This is a genomic window from Streptomyces sp. NPDC002133, assembly GCF_040296405.1.
In the GTDB taxonomy this organism is placed as follows: Bacteria; Actinomycetota; Actinomycetes; order Streptomycetales; family Streptomycetaceae; genus Streptomyces.
In genome coordinates, this window is sequence record NZ_JBEOXF010000094.1 from 1 (window position 1) to 18676 (window position 18676).

An 18676-nucleotide genomic window follows, 5' to 3' on the forward strand; every position below is an offset into this window, starting at 1 on the left:
TGGTACTGCAGGGGGGACCCTGTGGGAGAGTAGGACGCCGCCGAACAATTATTGCGGGGAGCCCCGGACCTTTTGGTCCGGGGCTTTTCTGCGTTGGGCAGATTCGATTCCTGCCACCCCTCTGTGCGGTTTCCGATGACCTGAGGGTAGGGTCAAGAGGCATCGTTGGCACGTTTCACACAGGAGGCCCCCGGGTGGAGGTCCAGGAGACTCGCGTTCAGACGGACCGGGTGCTCACCATCCCCAACATCCTCAGCATGGCCCGCCTGGTCGGCGTGCCGCTGTTCCTGTGGTTGATTCTTCTACCAGAGTTCGGCGGGCCGAAGGCCGACGGTTGGGCACTGCTCGTGCTCGCGCTGAGTGGTGTCAGCGACTATCTCGACGGCAAGCTCGCCCGGCGCTGGAACCAGATCAGCAGCCTGGGACGCATCCTGGACCCTGCCGCTGACAGGCTTTACATCCTTTCCACGCTCGTGGGGCTGACCTGGCGCGAGATCTTGCCACTGTGGCTCACTCTGGCGCTTTTGGCCCGGGAGTTGATGCTCCTGGTGATGGTGGGAATCCTCCGCCGGCACGGCTATCCGCCGCCGCAGGTGAACTTCCTGGGCAAGGCGGCCACCTTCAACCTGATGTATGCGTTCCCTCTGCTGCTTCTCAGTGACGGAAACGGGTGGCTTGCGTCACTTGCTGAGATTTTCGGATGGGCGTTCGCCGGATGGGGTACAACTCTCTATTGGTGGGCAGGGATCCTCTACGTGGTCCAGGTCCGCCGACTCGTCAGGGCGGATGCCCCTGCCGATTGAGCCGTATGTCCGGAGCTGTGGTGAGACCGCCGGCCCGCACATGACATTCCAAGGGCCTGCCCGGATGGGTGAAGTCGGCTAGACCGTCGTCTCTTCAAGGAGGACGCTTCCGACATGAAGGCTGTCGTGATGGCTGGTGGCGAAGGTACGCGACTTCGCCCCATGACCTCGAGCATGCCCAAGCCACTGCTGCCGGTGGCCAATAGGCCGATCATGGAGCATGTGCTGCGCTTGCTGAAGCGGCATGGGCTCACTGAGACCGTCGTAACCGTTCAGTTTCTCGCCTCCCTCGTCAAGAACTATTTCGGTGACGGCGAAGAGCTGGGGATGGAACTCACCTATGCGCACGAGGAGAAGCCACTCGGCACCGCGGGAAGTGTGAAGAATGCGGAGGAGGCGCTGAAGGACGACGCGTTCCTCGTCATCTCCGGTGACGCTCTCACCGACTTCAATCTGACCGACCTCATTGCGTTCCACAAGGAGAAGCGCGCGCTGGTTACAGTGTGCCTGACCCGGGTGCCGAATCCGCTTGAATTCGGTATCACCATCGTGGACGAGCACGGCAAGGTCGAGAGGTTCCTCGAGAAGCCGACCTGGGGCCAGGTCTTCTCGGACACTGTGAACACCGGCATCTACGTCATGGAGCCCGAGGTCTTCGACTACGTCGAGGCAGACGTTTCGGTGGACTGGTCCGGCGATGTCTTTCCGCAACTCATGAAGGAAGGCAAGCCGATCTACGGCTATATCGCCGAGGGCTACTGGGAGGACGTCGGCACCCACGAGAGCTATGTGAAGGCCCAGGCCGATGTCCTCGAGGGCAAGGTCGACGTGGACGTCGACGGCTTCGAGATCTCACCCGGTGTCTGGGTGGCCGAGGGAGCCGAGGTGCACCCCGACGCTGTGCTGCGAGGTCCGCTGTACATCGGGGACTACGCCAAGGTCGAAGCCGATGTGGAGATCCGCGAGCACACCGTCGTCGGCTCCAATGTCGTTGTGAAGAGCGGTGCGTTCCTGCACAGGGCAGTCATCCACGACAACGTCTACATCGGGCAACACAGCAATCTTCGTGGCTGCGTGATCGGTAAGAACACCGACATCATGCGGGCCGCGCGCATCGAGGACGGCGCCGTCATCGGCGACGAGTGCCTCGTGGGCGAGGAATCGATCGTCCAGGGCAATGTGCGCGTCTACCCGTTCAAGACCATCGAGGCCGGCGCCTTCGTCAACACCTCGGTGATCTGGGAGTCGCGCGGCCAGGCGCACCTCTTCGGGGCGCGTGGCGTCTCCGGGATCCTCAATGTGGAGATCACTCCGGAGCTTGCCGTACGGCTGGCGGGTGCATACGCGACCACCCTGAAGAAGGGGGCGACCGTCACCACCGCGAGGGACCACTCACGCGGCGCCCGGGCGCTCAAGCGTGCCGTGATCTCGGCGCTCCAGGCCAGCGCCATCGACGTACGCGACCTGGAGAACGTGCCCCTGCCCGTAGCGCGGCAGCAGACGGCCCGCGGCAGCGCCGGCGGCATCATGATCCGCACGTCACCCGGGGTGCCGGACTCCGTCGACATCATGTTCTTCGACGAACGGGGCGCGGACCTGTCGCAGGCCGGGCAGCGGAAGCTGGACCGGGTGTACGCGCGCCAGGAGTACCGGCGGGCGTTCCCCGGTGAGATCGGGGACCTGTCCTTCCCGGCCAGCGTCTTCGACTCGTACACCGGATCACTGCTGCGCAACGTCGACACGACGGGGATCGCCGAAGCCGGCCTCAAGGTCGTCGTGGACGCCTCGAACGGCAGCGCAGGGCTTGTTCTGCCGAGCCTGCTCGGCAGACTCGGCGTGGACGCGCTGACGATCAATCCCGGCCTCGACGAGTCCCGGCCCACCGAGACCGCCGATGCGCGCCGGAAGGGACTGGTCCGCCTCGGAGAGATGGTGGCGTCGGCCAGGGCCGCGTTCGGCGTGCGCTTCGACACCGTCGGTGAACGGCTGTCGCTCGTGGACGAGCGCGGGCGGATCATCGAGGACGATCGAGCCCTTCTCGTCATGCTGGACCTGGTCGCCGCGGAGCGCCGCAGCGGCCGTGTCGCTCTGCCCGTGACGACGACACGCATCGCCGAGCAGGTCGCCGCGTACCACGGCACCCAGGTCGAATGGACGACCACGTCGCCCGACGATCTGACCCGGGTCTGCCGTGAGGAGTCCACCATCTTCGGTGGAGACGGCCGCGGCGGCTTCATCGTTCCCGAATTCAGCAGCGTTTTCGACGGCACGGCGGCTTTCGTGCGGCTCATCGGGCTGGTGGCCCGCACCCAGCTCACTCTGAGTCAGATCGACGCCCGGATTCCGCGGGCCCATGTGCTGCGCAAGGACGTCGCGACGCCCTGGGCGGTCAAGGGCCTCGTCATGCGTCGCGTCGTCGAGGAGGCGGGAGATCGCTTTGTCGACACCACGGATGGTGTGCGGGTGGTCGAGGCCGACGGCCGGTGGGTGATGGTGCTGCCCGACCCGGCCGAGGCCGTCACCCATCTGTGGGCCGAAGGCCCCGACGACGCATCCGCGCAGGCCCTGCTCGACGAGTGGGCGGGTGCCGTCGAGAGCGCAGGTCAGTGAGCCGGTCGCCGAACCGGTAGCGGTGTGTGGGGAGGCGGCGCCTGCCGCCTCCCCACACTTCGGTGGGGCCATTCGGCGGTAGCGGTTCCGACGTGCGACGATGTGCGGCATGCCGCAGCAGCCCCCCGTTCGGAGCACCGCCTCCCCGCCGCCGCGCCCTGATGCGTCCATGTCGCTGCTGAACAATGTCATGGACCACAGCCTCGACGACGGCTACGCCGAGGCGGCCGCCCGCAGGGATGCCGAGGACGGCGGACTTCCCCGGACGCTGCGCGCCAAACTGGGTCTCGCGGCCGGTCTCGTACTGGCCGCCCTCGTCGTCACCCTCGGGGCGGCCGAGGCGCGCATATCGGCACCGGTGGTGGCCAAGGAACGCGAGGAGCTCATCGACCGCATCGACGCGGAGACCGCGGCGGCCGACGAACTGGAGGCCGAGGTCGACCGTCTCCGTGACGAGGTGGGCGAGCGGCAGCGCAAGGCTCTGCAGCAGCACGGTGGCGACCAGGGCCGGCTGGTCGCGCTGCTCTCGGGAGGCACCGAGGTGCACGGGCCCGGGATCAAGCTGGTCGTCGACGATGCCAAGGACGCCGCCTCTGACGGCGGCGGTCCGCGCGAGAGCGGCGGTTTCTCCGACACGGGCCGGGTGCGCGACCGGGACATGCAGCGCGTCGTCAACGGCCTGTGGGAGTCCGGCGCGGAGGCCGTGTCCATCAACGGACAGCGGCTGACGGCCCTGTCCGCGATCCGCGCGGCCGGTGACGCCATACTGGTCGACAACAAGCCGCTGGTGCCCCCCTACACGGTGCTGGCGGTGGGGGACGGGAACAAGCTGAGCACCGCTTTCCAGGACAGCGCGGACGGCCAGTACCTGCACGCGCTGCAGGAGAACTTCGCTATCCGCACCAGCATTTCCGCACAGGACGTAGTGCGGCTGCCGGCCGCGCCGAGCCTGATCGTGCGTACCGCGGAGCCGAGGACCGCCGAAGCCGCAGCGGGCAGCGAGCAGGGCGCTGCCGAGCCGGCCGACACAGCCGACACAGGGAAGGGCACATCGTGATCGCCGTACTGGGCCTCGTCGTGGGAGTCGTGGCGGGACTGTTGCTCCGCCCCGAAGTGCCGGCGGTGGTCGAGCCCTATCTGCCGATCGCCGTGGTCGCCGCTCTCGACGCGGTATTCGGCGGGCTGCGCGCCATGCTGGACGGCATCTTCGTCGACAAGGTCTTCGTGGTCTCCTTCCTGTCGAACGTGGTGGTCGCCGCTCTGATCGTGTTCCTCGGTGACAAGCTCGGCGTCGGCGCTCAGCTCTCCACGGGCGTCGTGGTCGTGCTCGGCATCCGGATCTTCTCCAACGCGGCCGCCATCCGTCGGCACGTGTTCCGGGCGTGAGGCGGATGAGCGACAACGAGCCGATGCACGGAAACACGTCCACGAGCGGCAACGAGCAGGCGGCGCCCGACGCCGAACAGGCGCCGAGGGATCCGCAGGCGGCCGCACAGGAGTACGTAGGCACTGACCAGCAGGACCTCGCCGACGCCGCCCACCGGCCCGATGCCGGCGACCGGCACGACCCCGCGGGGCAGCCGGACCGCACCGACCCGCAGGCCGGCAAGGACGCGGACGGGCTGACCGGCAGGCAGCGGCTGATCGCGGGACTCTGGCCGCCGCGTGTCAGCCGCGCCCAACTCATCGTCGCCCTCCTGCTGTTCGTCCTCGGCCTCGGCCTGGCCATCCAGGTCCGGTCCACGAGCGACAACAGCGCGCTGCGCGGTGCGCGCCAGGAGGATCTGGTGCGCATCCTCGATGAACTCGACGACCGCACAACGCGTCTGGAAGATGAGAAGGCGCGTCTCGAGGACCAGCGGACCGAGCTGGAGACCAGCTCGGACCAGGCCGAAGAGGCGCGGAAGCAGACGCAGGAGAAGGAGCGGCAGCTGGGCATCCTGGCCGGTACGGTGGCGGCCGAGGGCCCGGGCATCACGCTGACCATCGACGACGGCTCGGGCGCCGTCGAGTCGGACATGCTCCTCGACGCGATCCAGGAGTTGCGGGCAGCGGGTGCGGAGGCCATCCAGGTCAATGACGTCAGGGTGGTCGCCGGCTCGTACTTCTCCGGCAGCGGCGGTGACATCGAGGTCGACGGGAACAAGATCAGCGCTCCCTACCGGTTCAGGGTCATCGGCAAACCGCAGGACCTCGAGCCGGCGCTGAACATCCCGGGAGGCGTGGTGCAGACCCTGGAGAAGGAGCAGGCCACCGCCACGGTGACCCGGTCGGAGAAGATCGTCGTGGATGCCTTGCGACCGGCGGAACGGCCTGACTACGCTCGGTCGTCCTCCCAGTGACGCGGGGACGGCATAGGGGAGCCGGACAACGACAAGAGGTTGCGGGGGGTCGACGCATCGTAAGCATGCTGCGTGGTGGAAACTGTCCGGAGGTCACGGACGTTGTGAGGATGTCCGGGTCGGCAGGTGTGTTCAATCAGGGTTCCTGCCCCACGGGCGGGTCTGTTTCGGTCAAGGGGAATCGCCCGTGAAGTTGTTTGGGAAGTTGTTCGGCAAGAGCGCTCGCGAGGACAGCGGCACCGCTCGCCATCGCGCACCGCGTCAGGGCCAGGAGGCGGAGCAGGGCGGCGAGCGCCCGCTCTTCCGGGACGAGGTCGCCGGCCCGGGTGGTGACATTACCGGCGGTCAGGGCGCGTCTGGTGTTGACCCTGCAGGTCCCGGCCGCATAGGTTTCGGGACACCGTCAACCTCAAGTACGGGTGGAGGGTTTACCTCCGACCCGTATGCGTCCCAGGCCCCCGCGGGGCAGCCGCGGCAGGAGGATCCGTCCATGCCGGTTTGTACGCGGTGCGGTCACCGCAACGCCGAAGCGAGCCGCTTCTGCTCCAACTGCGGTGCGCCGCTGCGGCCCGGAGTGCCCGCCGAGCGCGCTTCGGAGACGACCTCGACGATCTCCATTTCCGGGCTCGAGGCCTACGAGGCCGAGGCGACCGGCCAGACGCCCTTGCCCTCGCTGTCGCCCGAGGCCCAGGCGGCGGTCGACGCGCTGCCCCTCGGCTCGGCACTGCTCGTGGTGCGCCGCGGGCCGAATTCGGGCAGCCGCTTCCTGCTGGACGGCGAGCTGACGACGGCGGGGCGCCACCCGCAGAGCGACATCTTCCTCGACGACGTGACCGTCTCCCGGCGCCATGTGGAGTTCCGCAGGTCGCCCGACGGCAGTTTCACCGTCACCGATGTCGGCAGCCTGAACGGCACGTACGTCAACAGGGAGCCGATCGACTCGGTCGTGCTGTCGAACGGCGACGAGGTTCAGATCGGTAAGTACCGGCTGGTCTTCTACTCGAGCCAGCGGGGCCTGTGACCCTCAGGGAAGGTCCATGCTGCGAACACCCCCGGGCGGTGCCGGTCACGGCACCGCCGGAGGCGACAGGCTGTTCAGCATTGGTTCGGTGCTGAACCAGCTGCGCGACGAATTTCCCGAGGTCACCATCTCCAAGATCCGCTTCCTGGAGGCCGAGGGCCTGGTCGAGCCACGGCGCACCCCGTCCGGCTACCGCAAATTCAGCCCCGAGGACGTCGAGCGTCTGGCCCAGGTGCTGCGTATGCAGCGGGACCACTATCTTCCCCTGAAGGTCATCCGGGAGCATCTCGACGCCCTGGAACGCGGTGAGCGCCTGCCGCTGCCGCCCCAGGGCGGCGCACCGCAGGACCTCCATGCCGTCGGTGGGGGCGGGTATCCGGAGCCGGACCGCCCGACGGCGGCCCGGATCGGCCGGGCCGAGCTGCTCGCCGCCGCGGACGTGACCGAGGCCGAGCTGGAGGCGTGGGAGTCGTACGGGCTCATCACTCCCGCGGCGGACGGCGGTTACGACGTCGAATCGGTGACCGTGGCCAAACTTGTGGCGGACATGGGCCGATTCGGTCTCGAACCGAGGCACCTGCGCGCCATGAAGGCAGCCGCCGACCGCGAGGCCGGACTGGTCGAACAGGTGGTCGCACCGCTGCGCCGGCATCGCAATCCGCAGACCAGGGCCCATGCCGAGGCGACCACGAAAGAGCTCGCGGTGCTCTCCGTGCGGCTCCACGCGGCCCTGATGCAGACGGCCCTCGGTGTCCGACTGCGCTGATCCTGCTCGATCCGGCACCGGCCGCGCACCGATCTCGGGGGAGCCCGACTACCCAAACCTGCCGGGCACGTCCTAGGGTTGCTGTGTGAACGAGCTCGACGTTGTGGGTGTCCGGGTGGAAATGCCGTCCAACCAGCCGATCGTGCTCCTGCGCGAAGTGGGAGGCGACCGGTACCTCCCCATCTGGATCGGCCCCGGGGAGGCGACCGCGATCGCCTTCGCCCAGCAGGGCATGGCGCCCGCCAGGCCACTGACCCACGACCTGTTCAAGGACGTGCTGGAGGCCGTCGGGCAGGAACTCACCGAGGTCCGCATCACCGACCTGCGGGAAGGCGTCTTCTACGCCGAGCTGGTCTTCGCCAGCGGCGTGGAGGTGAGCGCCCGGCCGTCGGACGCCATAGCCCTCGCACTGCGCACCGGCACACCGATCTACGGCAGCGACGGGGTGCTGGACGACGCGGGCATCGCGATCCCCGACGAGCAGGAGGACGAGGTCGAGAAGTTCCGCGAGTTCCTCGACCAGATCTCTCCCGAGGACTTCGGCTCCAGCAGTCAATGACCTGCCGCCGGCGACACCACACGGGCGTACCGGCACATTCGTGAAGCCGTTCCCCAGATCGGGGCACGGAAAACCACTCTCAGGGTGATTATCACTCGGCGTGCCGAGTGTGGCGATCGTTGACGCACCCCGAGCGACTGCCTACCGTCGAGATGGCAGGTCAAGGACGGAGGTCGGCGTGAGAAGCAGCGGCGACGGTACGGCAGGGGGTCCCCTCGGAGTCACTCCGGGGCGGGGCCTGCCGTATCCGCTTCACATCAGTTCGGCCGACACCTCGACCGAGACCATCGGCTACCGGGGGCCCACGGCGTGCGCCGCGGCGGGCATCACCTACCGGCAGCTCGACTACTGGGCACGCACCGGTCTCGTGGAGCCGAGCGTCCGCCCCGCCCACGGATCGGGCACCCAGCGGCTGTACAGCTTCCGGGACGTCGTCGTCCTGAAGATCGTGAAGCGTTTCCTGGACACCGGTGTCGCGCTGCAGAACATCCGCACGGCGGTGCAGCATCTGCGCGCCCGCGGATTCGCGGACCTGGAACGCATGACGCTGATGAGCGACGGCGCGACCGTCTACGAGTGCTCGTCGCCCGACGAGGTCGTGGACCTGCTGCAGGGCGGCCAGGGAGTCTTCGGGATCGCCGTCGGCGTCGTGTGGCGGGATGTCGAGGCGGCGCTGTCGCAGCTGCACGGCGAGCGCATCGACACCGGTGAGACACTCGTCGGCCACAACCCGGCGGACGAACTGGCCAGGCGCCGCCGCGACCGCGCCGTCTGACCGACCGTCCCCACCGCATGCGCGCCTCGGCACCGTCACGGCGGCCCCAGAGCGGCCACAGGCGCAGGCAAGTAGGTCGCACCGGCGTACGGCCGACTGTCAGTGGGATAAGGCAGCATCTGAGATGTGAGACCCGCGCCGACGATTCTGCATCTGGACATGGATGCGTTCTTCGCCGCCGCCGAGCAGGCGGCGAAGCCCAGCCTGCGCGGAAAGCCGGTGATCGTCGGCGGTCTCGGGCCGCGCGGAGTGGTGGCGACCGCGTCGTACGAGGCGAGACGGTTCGGCGTGCGCTCGGCGATGCCGATGGCCCAGGCCCGCAGGCTGTGCCCGAACGCCGCGTATCTGGTGCCCCGCTTCTCCCTCTACCGCTCGGTGAGCGACCAGGTGATGGAGCTGCTCGGGAGGCTGTCGCCGCTCGTGGAGCCGCTGAGCCTGGACGAGGCCTTCGTGGACCTGGAGGCGGGAGGCACGGCCGATGACTCGCGCTCGGCGCGAGAGGCCGGTGAGCGGCTGCGCAGGGACATTCTCGCGGTCACGGGGCTGACCGGGTCGGTGGGCCTCGCCGGCTCCAAGATGCTGGCGAAGATCGCCTCCGAGCAGGCCAAGCCCGACGGACTGCTGCTGATCGAGCCGGGCACGGAGCGGGAGCTGCTCGGCCCCATGACCGTGCGGACGCTTCCCGGGGTGGGGCCCGCGACCGGTGAGCACCTGCGGCGCGCAGGGATGACCACCGTCGCCGATCTGGCCGAGGCCGGCGAGGACGAACTCGTACGACTGCTGGGGAAGGCGCACGGGACGGCGCTGTTCCGCATGGCCATCGGCCACGACGACCGGCCGGTGATCGCCGAGCGCGATGCGAAGTCGGTGTCGGTGGAGGACACCTTCGACGTCGATCTGCACGACCGGGTGCGGATCAGACTGGAGGTGGAGCGACTCGCGGACCGGTGCGTACGACGGCTTCGCGGATCCGGGCACTCCGGCAGGACGATCGTGCTGAAGGTCCGCCGATTCGACTTCTCGACACTCACCAGGTCGGAGACGCTGCGCGGCCCGACGGACGACCCCGCAGTGGTGCGGGAGGCCGTCGGCCGCCTCCTCGAGTCGGTGGACACCACCGGCGGCGTCAGGCTGCTCGGGGTGGGCGTCACCGGCCTCACCGACTACACCCAGGAGGATCTGTTCGCCCAGGCCGCGGCCGGCGAGCAGGCCCTCGACGACGAGGGCGAACGCCCCGGGCACCATCCCGTCGGCGACGAACCGCAGACCCAGGAGGCACAGCCCCAGCCGGCTGCCGAGCGCCGCTGGGCCGCCGGGCACGATGTGCGCCACGTCCGGTACGGGGCCGGCTGGGTGCAGGGGAGCGGGCTGGGACGGGTCACCGTGCGCTTCGAGGAACCGTGGTCGCCCGCGCCGGGGAGAGTGCGGACCTTCTCCGTCGACGACCCCGAACTCGAACCGGCGGAGCCGCTGCCGCTGGTCCGGCGGGAACCCGATCGCGCGCCACCGGTGCCGCCCCCGCCCGGTCGACCGCCGGCGGACGGAACACCGCAGGGTCAGCCACCGCAGGCCCCACCCCATACCCCACCACTCGAGGATCAACCGGCAGCCCGGTCGCCCCGGACCGAGACCTCACCCCATCAGTCGTCCTGCCCCGCCAGCCGCCCGAAGTCACGATCCCCCGAGGACCCTGGCCCCTCCCCCCGGCCACCGGAATCGGAAGGCGGCGAAGGAGCCCGCTTCTCCGGCGGAGTGGGGAGATCGAGACCGTAGTGGTGGTAGAGCTGCAACTCCTGCTCCGGCGAGAGATGCCTGCCGACCCCGAAGTCGGGTGCGTCCTTGATCAGAGCCCGCTCGAACGGGACATGAAGGCCGTCGCCCCCCAGCTCACTGGGTTCCAGAGGCACGAACGCATCCCTGCTGAACAGCCCCGTGCGAACGGCCGCCCACTCCGGCACCCCCGTCGCGTCGTCGAGATACACCTCGTCCACGGTCCCGATCTTCGTACCGTTGCGGTCGAACGCCTTGCGGCCTATCAGGCTGCGTGGATCGATTTCGGTCTGCACGGTCCCTCCAACTGGTCGCACCACCCGTAAGTACTACGAAAGTGCACATCTGTGGCCTCGGCCACTCGACGGCTCCGGCCAAGACCGCGCTGGTAGGCTGGCAGACGGCCGCTGACCCCGTGCGGGAGAGTGCTCCGGTCCCCGACCGGAGACGCCGAAGGAGCAAATCCTCCCCGGAATCTCTCAGGCCCCTGTACCGCACGGACGAGGTCACTCTGGAAAGCAGGGCGGGCGTCGGTCGGCATCCGCTCTCACCGACGGTGAAAACCGGCACCGCCATGCGCGCGTACCGGTGAAGCTCTCAGGTTGAGATGACAGAGGGGGAGGCCGTCCGGGCACTCACGCCGTGGTGCCCCTCGCAGGTCGTATCGACCAGGAGGCCTCAGCATGACCGCCAACCGCACCCCGCTCTCCCGGCTGGAGCAAGGCACGCCCTTCGAACAGCGCCACATCGGCCCCGACGCCGCGGCCCAGGCGAAGATGCTGGCGCAGGTCGGCTACGGCTCGCTCGACGAGCTGACCGCCGCGGCCGTGCCGGACGTGATCAAGAGCGCCGAGGCGCTCGGGCTGCCCGACGCCCGCACCGAGGCCGAGGTCCTCGCCGAACTGCGCACCCTCGCCGACCGCAACAAGGTCCTGGCGCCCATGATCGGCCTCGGCTACTACGGCACGTTCACCCCGCCGGTCATCCTCCGCAACGTCATGGAGAACCCGGCCTGGTACACGGCGTACACCCCGTACCAGCCCGAGATCTCGCAGGGCCGCCTGGAGGCGCTGCTCAACTTCCAGACCGTGGTCGCCGACCTGACCGGCCTGCCCACCTCCGGCGCCTCGCTGCTCGACGAGGGCACCGCGGCCGCCGAGGCCATGGCCCTGTCCCGCCGCGTAGGCAAGGTCAAGAACGGCGTCTTCCTGGTCGACGCCGACTCCCTGCCGCAGACCATCGCCGTCATCGAGACCCGCGCCGAGCCGACCGGCGTGGAGGTCGTCGTCGCCGACCTCGGCAACGGCATCCCCGCCGAGATCGCCGAGCGCGGCGTCTTCGGCGTCCTCCTCCAGTACCCGGGCGCCTCCGGCGCCGTCCGCGACCTCAAGACCGTCATCGAGCAGGCCCACGGACTCGGCGCGATCGTCACCGTCGCCGCCGACCTGCTGGCCCTGACGCTGCTCACCTCGCCCGGCGAGCTCGGCGCGGACATCGCCGTCGGCACCACCCAGCGCTTCGGCGTCCCCATGGGCTTCGGCGGGCCCCACGCCGGCTACATGGCCGTCCAGGCCAAGCACGCCCGCAGCCTCCCCGGCCGCCTCGTCGGCGTCTCCGTCGACGCCGACGGCAACAAGGCCTACCGCCTCGCCCTGCAGACCCGCGAGCAGCACATCCGCCGCGAGAAGGCCACCAGCAACATCTGCACGGCGCAGGTGCTCCTCGCCGTCATGGCCGGAATGTACGCCGTCTACCACGGCCCCGACGGCCTCAGGACGATCGCGCGCCGCACCCACCGGTACGCCGCCATCCTCGCCGCCGGTCTGCGCGCCGGCGGCGTCGAGCTCGTGCACGACACGTACTTCGACACCCTGACCGTGCGCGTCCCGGGCAAGGCCGCCGACATCGCCGCCGCCGCCCGCGAGAACGGCGTCAACCTCCACCTCGCCGACGCCGACCACGTCTCCCTCTCCTGCGACGAGACCACGGGCCGCGCCCAGCTGACCGCCGTCTGGTCCGCCTTCGGCGTCGACGGCGACATCGAGGCGCTCGACACCACGACCGACGACACCCTCCCGGCCGCACTGCTGCGCACCGACGACTACCTCACCCACCCCGTCTTCCACCAGCACCGCTCCGAGACCGCGATGCTGCGCTACCTGCGCCGCCTCGCCGACCGTGACTACGCGCTGGACCGCGGCATGATCCCGCTCGGCTCCTGCACCATGAAGCTGAACGCGACCACCGAGATGGAGCCGGTCACCTGGCCCGAGTTCGGCCAGATCCACCCCTTCGCCCCGGTCGAGCAGGTGCAGGGCTACCTGACCCTCATCCACGAGCTGGAGGAGCGTCTCGCCGAGGTCACCGGCTACGACAACGTCTCCCTCCAGCCCAACGCCGGCTCCCAGGGCGAGCTCGCCGGCCTGCTGGCGGTCCGTGCGTACCACCGCGCCAACGGCGACGAGCAGCGCACCGTCTGCCTCATCCCGTCCTCCGCACACGGCACCAACGCCGCCAGCGCCGTCATGGCCGGCATGAAGGTCGTCGTCGTCAAGACCGCCGACGACGGCGAGATCGACGTCGACGACCTGCGCGCCAAGATCGAGCAGTACCGCGACGAGCTGTCGGTCCTCATGATCACGTACCCGTCGACGCACGGCGTTTTCGAGGAGCACGTCGCCGACATCTGCGCCCAGGTCCACGACGCCGGCGGCCAGGTGTACGTCGACGGCGCCAACCTCAACGCGCTCGTGGGCCTCGCCAAGCCGGGCAAGTTCGGCGGCGACGTCTCGCACCTCAACCTGCACAAGACCTTCTGCATCCCGCACGGCGGCGGCGGCCCCGGCGTCGGCCCCGTCGGCGTCCGCGCACACCTCGCCCCGTACCTGCCGAACCACCCGCTCCAGCCGACCGCCGGACCCGAGACCGGCGTCGGACCGATCTCGGCCGCCCCCTGGGGCTCCGCCGGCATCCTGCCCATCTCCTGGGCATACGTCCGGCTCATGGGCGGCGAGGGCCTCAAGCGCGCCACCCAGGTCGCCGTGCTCGCGGCGAACTACATCGCCAAGCGCCTGGAGCCCCACTACCCGGTGCTCTACACCGGCCCCGCCGCTCTCGTCGCCCACGAATGCATCATCGACCTGCGGCCCCTCACCAAGGCCACGGGCGTCAGTGTCGACGACATCGCCAAGCGGCTCATCGACTACGGCTTCCACGCGCCGACCATGTCGTTCCCCGTCGCCGGCACGCTGATGATCGAGCCGACCGAGAGCGAGGACCTGACCGAACTCGACCGGTTCTGCGACACCATGATCGCGATCCGCGCGGAGATCGAGAAGGTCGCCTCCGGCGAATGGCCCGCGGACGACAACCCGCTGCGCAACGCCCCGCACACCGCGGCAGCCCTCGGCGGCGAGTGGGAGCACCCCTACAGCCGCGACGAGGCCGTCTTCCCGGCCGGCGTCGCAGCCGCGGACAAGTACTGGCCGCCGGTGCGCCGCATCGACGGCGCCTTCGGCGACCGCAACCTCGTCTGCTCCTGCCCGCCCCTCGACGAGTACGACGGCTGACCAGCAGCACGAACGCGTGAGCTGATCGCATCGCCTGCACAAACGCGTCAGGGCCGGTTCGGAGATCTCCTCCGAGCCGGCCCTCTCCGTTCCCGCTCCTGCTCCGCCGACCCAGACCCTGCCAGGTCCGGAGCTGCGCGAAAGCCAGGTCCAGCGCTGCGCGAAGGCAGCCCGGCTCTCTCAGGCAGCCTTCGCCACCTGCTGCGGCCGGTGCGGGGCGATGATCTGCCCGTCCGGAAGCAGCTCACCGGTGTCCTCGAAAAGCAGGACACCGTTGCACAGCAGGCTCCATCCCTGCTCCGGGTGGTGCGCCACGAGGCGGGCGGCCTCCCGGTCGGGAGAGTCGGCTGAAGGGCAGGGTCGCTGGTGCTGGCACATGGATGGGTTCTTTCGCTGCGGTGTAGTGAGTGTGCTGCGGCTCGATGCGGTGCTCATGGCCGCCCCCCGATCTGTCGGTCCGATCCCAGTGTTGCCCCACGGGCGTCAATCCGCAGGGATTTCACGGCAGCTCGTCTTACCACTTAATGACGTATCACCCGCGTGGACGGTTCAGCTCAACTGCACTGTCCGTTCGGGTGGTTCCTGCTGACCGTACCGGGCTAGTCCGGACGGGCCATGGCGAAGCCCCGTGACACGGATGTCACGGGGCGGAACACCACGTAGCCAGAGATCAGGCAGGTGACCCGAGCAGCGGCGCCGGAGTGGCGCGAAGCGTCAGCACAGGCAGCAGATCGGCCACCCGGTGCGGCCGGTGCGCGGCGATCCCCGGCGGCGCCGGCGCCAGCGGCACCAGCAGATCGGCAGGCGCGGGCGCCCCGCCCGACGCGTCGGCCTCCGTGTCGCCGTGCAGCCACAGCGTCAGCATGTAGAGCTCGGGCACGGACAGCAGCCGCGGCTGGTAGCCCTCCGGCAACGACTCGGCCTGCTGCAGCGCACGCTCGGTCGAGGCGATGTACGGACCCTCGAAGAAGTGCGAGAACGCCCAGCCGTCCGGAGTCAGCATCGTGTCCGCGGCCGCGACCGAACGCTCACCCCCGCGGATCAGAAACCGCCAACCGGCCAGCCGGGTGCGTGGCGCACGACCCGCACGCGGGACGACCTGGTCGAGCACATGGACGGGAAGCGGCAGTTCGGGACTCACCGTTCCTTGGACGGAACGGAGAGCAGGGGTACGGGCCTCGCGGACTGCGGCGGGGGAACCGAGAGCCGTGAGGACACTGCGCAGGGCAGGCGCGGGAGCCGGGGGAACATACAGCGGCATGGTGGGTCGCCTCTCACTCAAGAGACAGGGTGATGCGAGGGCAGGTGCGGACGGCACTGTCAGCGTGGGCCAGAGGGGGGCTGAAAGGCCATGGCCGGGCGCCAACTCTCTGCCTCGTTCGCGGAGTTTATACGACGCGTGTTCACGCAGTGTTTCTACTAGCTGTCCCCGGCATTGCAGGCAAGGCCGAATCCAGACTTTTTCGGAGGGAGTTACCGGTGCCTTCCTGCGAACGCAGGCGCCACAGCTGGGGTGTTACCCCACCAGCGGACGGCCGAATCTCGTCGGCGTTTTTCACCACGCACCGGGCAGTGGTACGTGTGTACTGCACCATGCCGACGGAATGTGCCTGGCGAATACGGATCCAGACTAGCGTCCCGTCGTCGCACGCGAGACGTTATGGATCAGCCCGCCTGGGCATTATCGTCCGTGACACGGCGGCCGACGCCGCAGGCCGCCCACTCGAGGAGGGGTGCTTCGATGGGGGAGAAGGTCGTGGCAGGCGGGTTCGACCTGTCCGATCGGCAAAGGTACCGACGGAAGTTGCAGCAGTGTCTGGCGGGACTGGGGAGACTCCTGGCAGAGAAGAGGTTCGACCGGCCCAAGAACCTCATGGGCCTCGAGATCGAACTCAATCTCGCCGGCGCCGACGGCCTGCCGCGGATGGCGAATGCCGAAGTACTCGACCGGATAGCCAGCCGAGATTTCCAGACCGAACTCGGAATGTTCAACCTCGAGGTCAACATAGCCCCCCACCGACTCGGCGGACGGGTCCTCGACCAGCTCGCCGAGGAGCTGCGCACCGGACTGGGATACGCCCACCGCAAAGCGACCGAGATCGACGCCGGCCTCGTGATGATCGGAATTCTTCCCACCCTCGACCGCAATGACCTGACCTCCGCGAACCTCTCCGACGTCGACCGGTACGCCCTGCTCAACGACCAGATCGTCGCCGCACGCGGTGAGGACTTCACCCTCGACATCGACGGCGTCGAACGGCTCAGCTGCACCTCGACGTCCATCGCCCCCGAAGCCGCATGCACCTCCGTGCAGCTGCACCTCCAAGTGACACCCGCACGATTCGCCCAGGTCTGGAACGCGGCCCAGGCCATCGCAGCCGTCCAGATCGCCATCGGAGCCAACTCCCCCTTCCTCTTCGGCAGGGAACTGTGGCGCGAATCCAGGCCGCCCCTCTTCCAACAGGCCACGGACACCCGCCCACCCGAACTCCAGGCCCAGGGCGTACGGCCGCGGACCTGGTTCGGCGAACGCTGGGTCGGCTCGGCGTACGAACTCTTCGAAGAGAACCTGCGCTACTTCCCCGCGCTCCTCCCGATCTGCGACGAAGAAGATCCCCTGCGCGTCCTCGACGACGGCGGCATACCCCGCCTCCAGGAACTCGTCCTGCACAACGGCACCGTCTACCGCTGGAACCGACCCGTGTACGGACTCGCCGACGGCGTGCCCCACCTGCGCGTCGAAAACCGCGTCCTCCCCGCCGGCCCCACCGTCACCGACGTGGTGGCCAACGCCGCCTTCTACTACGGCCTCGTCCGAGCCCTCGCCGAAGAAACACGGCCCGTCTGGACACGCATGCCGTTCGACGCCGCCGCCGACAACTTCGACACCGCGTGCCGCCATGGCATCGACGCCGAACTCCTCTGGCCCCGCCCCGGCCGAAACGGTGGCATGACGCGGGTGCCCGCCGTCAAACTCGTACGAGACGAACTGCTGCCCCTCGCCGCAGCCGGACTCGACGCCTGGAACATCGAACCCGCAGACCGCGACCACTACCTCGGAGTCATCGAAGGACGGTGCAGACGCCGGGTCAACGGCGCATCCTGGCAGGCGGACGCCTTCCACCGCGCCTTGGAATCCGGACTGGACCGGGAAGCCGCCCTGGCAGCCCTCACCCGCAGATACACCGAACTGATGCACATCGGCGACCCCGTGCACACCTGGCCCGCGGGCCCCGCCGGCTGACCTCCGGCCCTGCAGACCGGCCTTCCGTCCACGGTTATGCCCTCCGACCGGTGGTCCGTCCTCCGCCCGCCGGCTGACCTCCGGCTGACCTCCGGCTGACCTCCGGCTGACCTCCGGCTGACCTCCGGCCCCGAGGCTGCCCCCGTCGGCGGACCTCCAGCCCGCCGACGGCTCCCCCCACGCCGGACGGCCACACCGCCACGGGCCCTGCCTTCGTCCGCCACGCCCGCGTCGGGCAAGCTGTGACCGCGCACGGGCAAGGCAACAGGAGGCAACTGTGCAGGCGGAAGCAGGACACACGTCCGGTTCGCTCCCCGAAGGGGGCATGTCGCGGAGAATCCTGCGATCCGAGACACTGCTCGTCCTGGCGCTCTCACTCGGCGCCAGCGCGCTCTCGTCACTGATCAGTTTCATAGGCTCACTGACGAAACCGGGGGGCCTGAAGGACCAGGCAGCGACACTCAACAGCTCCTACGCCCCCGGCCGGCCCTGGCTCGACCTCGCCTGGCAGCTCTTCGGCATCGCCACCGCCCTCGTACCCGTCGCGCTCGTCGCCCACTTCCTGCTGCGCGAGGGCGCAGGCGGACTCCGAGCCATCGGCCTCGACCGCACCAGACCCTGGCCGGACCTCGGCCGCGGAGCGCTGGTCGCAGCGGGGATCGGCAGCGCCGGACTCGCCTTCTACCTGATCGCCAGAACGGCCGGATTCAACCTCACCGTGGTGCCCGAGGCTCTCCCCGACGTCTGGTGGAAGTACCCGGTCCTGATCCTCTCCGCCCTGCAGAACTCCCTGGTCGAAGAGGTCATCGTCGTTGGCTACCTGCTGCGGCGGCTCGGACAACTGGGCTGGACCCCGACCGCGGCCCTCGTCGCCAGCTTCGTGCTGCGCGGCTCATACCACCTGTACCAGGGAATCGGCGGCTTCATCGGCAACATGGTGATGGGCGCCGTCTTCGTCCTTCTCTACCGGCGTTGGGGCCGCGTCGGCCCGCTCGTCGTCGCACACGCGCTCCTCGACATCGTGGCGTTCGTCGGATATGCGCTGCTGGCCGGGAAAGTGAGCTGGCTGCCCACGATGTGACCGGACGAGTGTGGCCCAGGGAGCCTTCGAGGGGTGTGCGGCAGCTGCTTGGAGACGCTCGCTCTGGCCCGGGCGACCTCGGCCGGGTCGGCATCCACCTTCCAAGTGGCGACCTGACGGTCCCCGAGGGTGTGGG

At 69.1% G+C, this 18676-nt stretch carries 15 protein-coding genes, 1 pseudogene and 1 riboswitch; of the genes and pseudogenes, 13 read left to right on the forward strand and 3 right to left on the reverse strand.

Features of this window, described 5'->3' with window-relative positions; all coding sequences use genetic code 11:
• Positions 1 to 194: 194 nt before the first annotated feature.
• The 10 genes from clsA (at position 195) to ABT078_RS40340 (ending at position 10649) form a co-directional block, all read left to right on the forward strand.
• Entirely contained in the window at positions 195 to 803 is a 609-nt protein-coding gene (gene clsA / locus ABT078_RS40295) for a cardiolipin synthase ClsA (RefSeq protein ID WP_351237066.1), read from the forward strand.
• Between the two features lie 114 nt (positions 804 to 917).
• Positions 918 to 3413, forward strand: coding sequence for a sugar phosphate nucleotidyltransferase (locus ABT078_RS40300; protein WP_351237068.1), 2496 nt, complete (start codon positions 918 to 920; stop codon positions 3411 to 3413).
• A 109-nt stretch (positions 3414 to 3522) separates the two neighbouring features.
• Positions 3523 to 4470, forward strand: coding sequence for a DUF881 domain-containing protein (locus ABT078_RS40305; RefSeq protein WP_351237070.1), 948 nt, complete (start codon positions 3523 to 3525; stop codon positions 4468 to 4470).
• On the forward strand, positions 4467 to 4799 hold the full coding sequence (locus ABT078_RS40310) for a small basic family protein (protein ID WP_242332811.1): 333 nt from the start codon (positions 4467 to 4469) through the stop codon (positions 4797 to 4799). Before ABT078_RS40305 ends, ABT078_RS40310 begins: the two co-directional genes overlap by 4 nt.
• 5 nt (positions 4800 to 4804) lie before the next feature.
• Positions 4805 to 5755, forward strand: a complete 951-nt coding sequence (locus ABT078_RS40315) for a DUF881 domain-containing protein (RefSeq protein WP_351237072.1) — start codon at positions 4805 to 4807, stop codon at positions 5753 to 5755.
• 82 nt (positions 5756 to 5837) lie between these two features.
• Positions 5838 to 6776 carry an FHA domain-containing protein gene (locus tag ABT078_RS40320; RefSeq protein ID WP_351237091.1) on the forward strand — a complete coding sequence of 313 codons (939 nt, stop codon included), beginning with the start codon at positions 5838 to 5840 and terminating at the stop codon, positions 6774 to 6776.
• A gap of 16 nt (positions 6777 to 6792) precedes the next feature.
• Positions 6793 to 7542 (forward strand): transcriptional regulator FtsR, encoded by a 750-nt coding sequence (ftsR, locus tag ABT078_RS40325; protein WP_351237075.1) that lies wholly within the window; start codon positions 6793 to 6795, stop codon positions 7540 to 7542.
• A gap of 85 nt (positions 7543 to 7627) precedes the next feature.
• Complete coding sequence (locus ABT078_RS40330) at positions 7628 to 8101, forward strand: bifunctional nuclease family protein (protein ID WP_026281837.1); 474 nt, start codon at positions 7628 to 7630, stop codon at positions 8099 to 8101.
• Between the two features lie 178 nt (positions 8102 to 8279).
• Positions 8280 to 8876: a MerR family transcriptional regulator gene (locus tag ABT078_RS40335; protein WP_351237077.1), complete on the forward strand. Its 597-nt coding sequence runs from the start codon at positions 8280 to 8282 to the stop codon at positions 8874 to 8876.
• Between the two features lie 126 nt (positions 8877 to 9002).
• Positions 9003 to 10649, forward strand: coding sequence for a DNA polymerase IV (locus ABT078_RS40340; RefSeq protein WP_351237079.1), 1647 nt, complete (start codon positions 9003 to 9005; stop codon positions 10647 to 10649).
• A 143-nt stretch (positions 10650 to 10792) separates the two neighbouring features.
• Here the strand turns inward: ABT078_RS40340 and ABT078_RS43010 are convergent.
• Positions 10793 to 10966: pseudogene (locus tag ABT078_RS43010) on the reverse strand (PRC-barrel domain-containing protein); the annotation flags it as partial.
• A gap of 88 nt (positions 10967 to 11054) precedes the next feature.
• Positions 11055 to 11151, forward strand: a riboswitch (glycine riboswitch).
• Between the two features lie 178 nt (positions 11152 to 11329).
• On the opposite strand from ABT078_RS43010, the gene gcvP reads away from it, so the two are divergent.
• Positions 11330 to 14215, forward strand: coding sequence for an aminomethyl-transferring glycine dehydrogenase (gcvP, locus tag ABT078_RS40350; RefSeq protein ID WP_351237081.1), 2886 nt, complete (start codon positions 11330 to 11332; stop codon positions 14213 to 14215).
• A gap of 180 nt (positions 14216 to 14395) precedes the next feature.
• On the opposite strand, the gene ABT078_RS40355 is transcribed toward gcvP, so the two are convergent.
• On the reverse strand, positions 14396 to 14593 hold the full coding sequence (locus ABT078_RS40355; RefSeq protein WP_351237083.1) for a DUF5999 family protein: 198 nt from the start codon (positions 14591 to 14593) through the stop codon (positions 14396 to 14398).
• Positions 14594 to 14885: 292 nt separating this feature from the next.
• Entirely contained in the window at positions 14886 to 15476 is a 591-nt protein-coding gene (locus tag ABT078_RS40360; RefSeq protein ID WP_351237085.1) for a hypothetical protein, read from the reverse strand.
• Positions 15477 to 15956: 480 nt separating this feature from the next.
• Here ABT078_RS40360 and ABT078_RS40365 point away from each other — a divergent pair, with 480 nt between their 5' ends.
• On the forward strand, positions 15957 to 17459 hold the full coding sequence (locus ABT078_RS40365) for a glutamate-cysteine ligase family protein (protein ID WP_351237087.1): 1503 nt from the start codon (positions 15957 to 15959) through the stop codon (positions 17457 to 17459).
• A gap of 277 nt (positions 17460 to 17736) precedes the next feature.
• Complete coding sequence (locus ABT078_RS40370) at positions 17737 to 18540, forward strand: CPBP family intramembrane glutamic endopeptidase (protein ID WP_502981545.1); 804 nt, start codon at positions 17737 to 17739, stop codon at positions 18538 to 18540.
• The last annotated feature ends 136 nt before the right edge of the window (positions 18541 to 18676 follow it).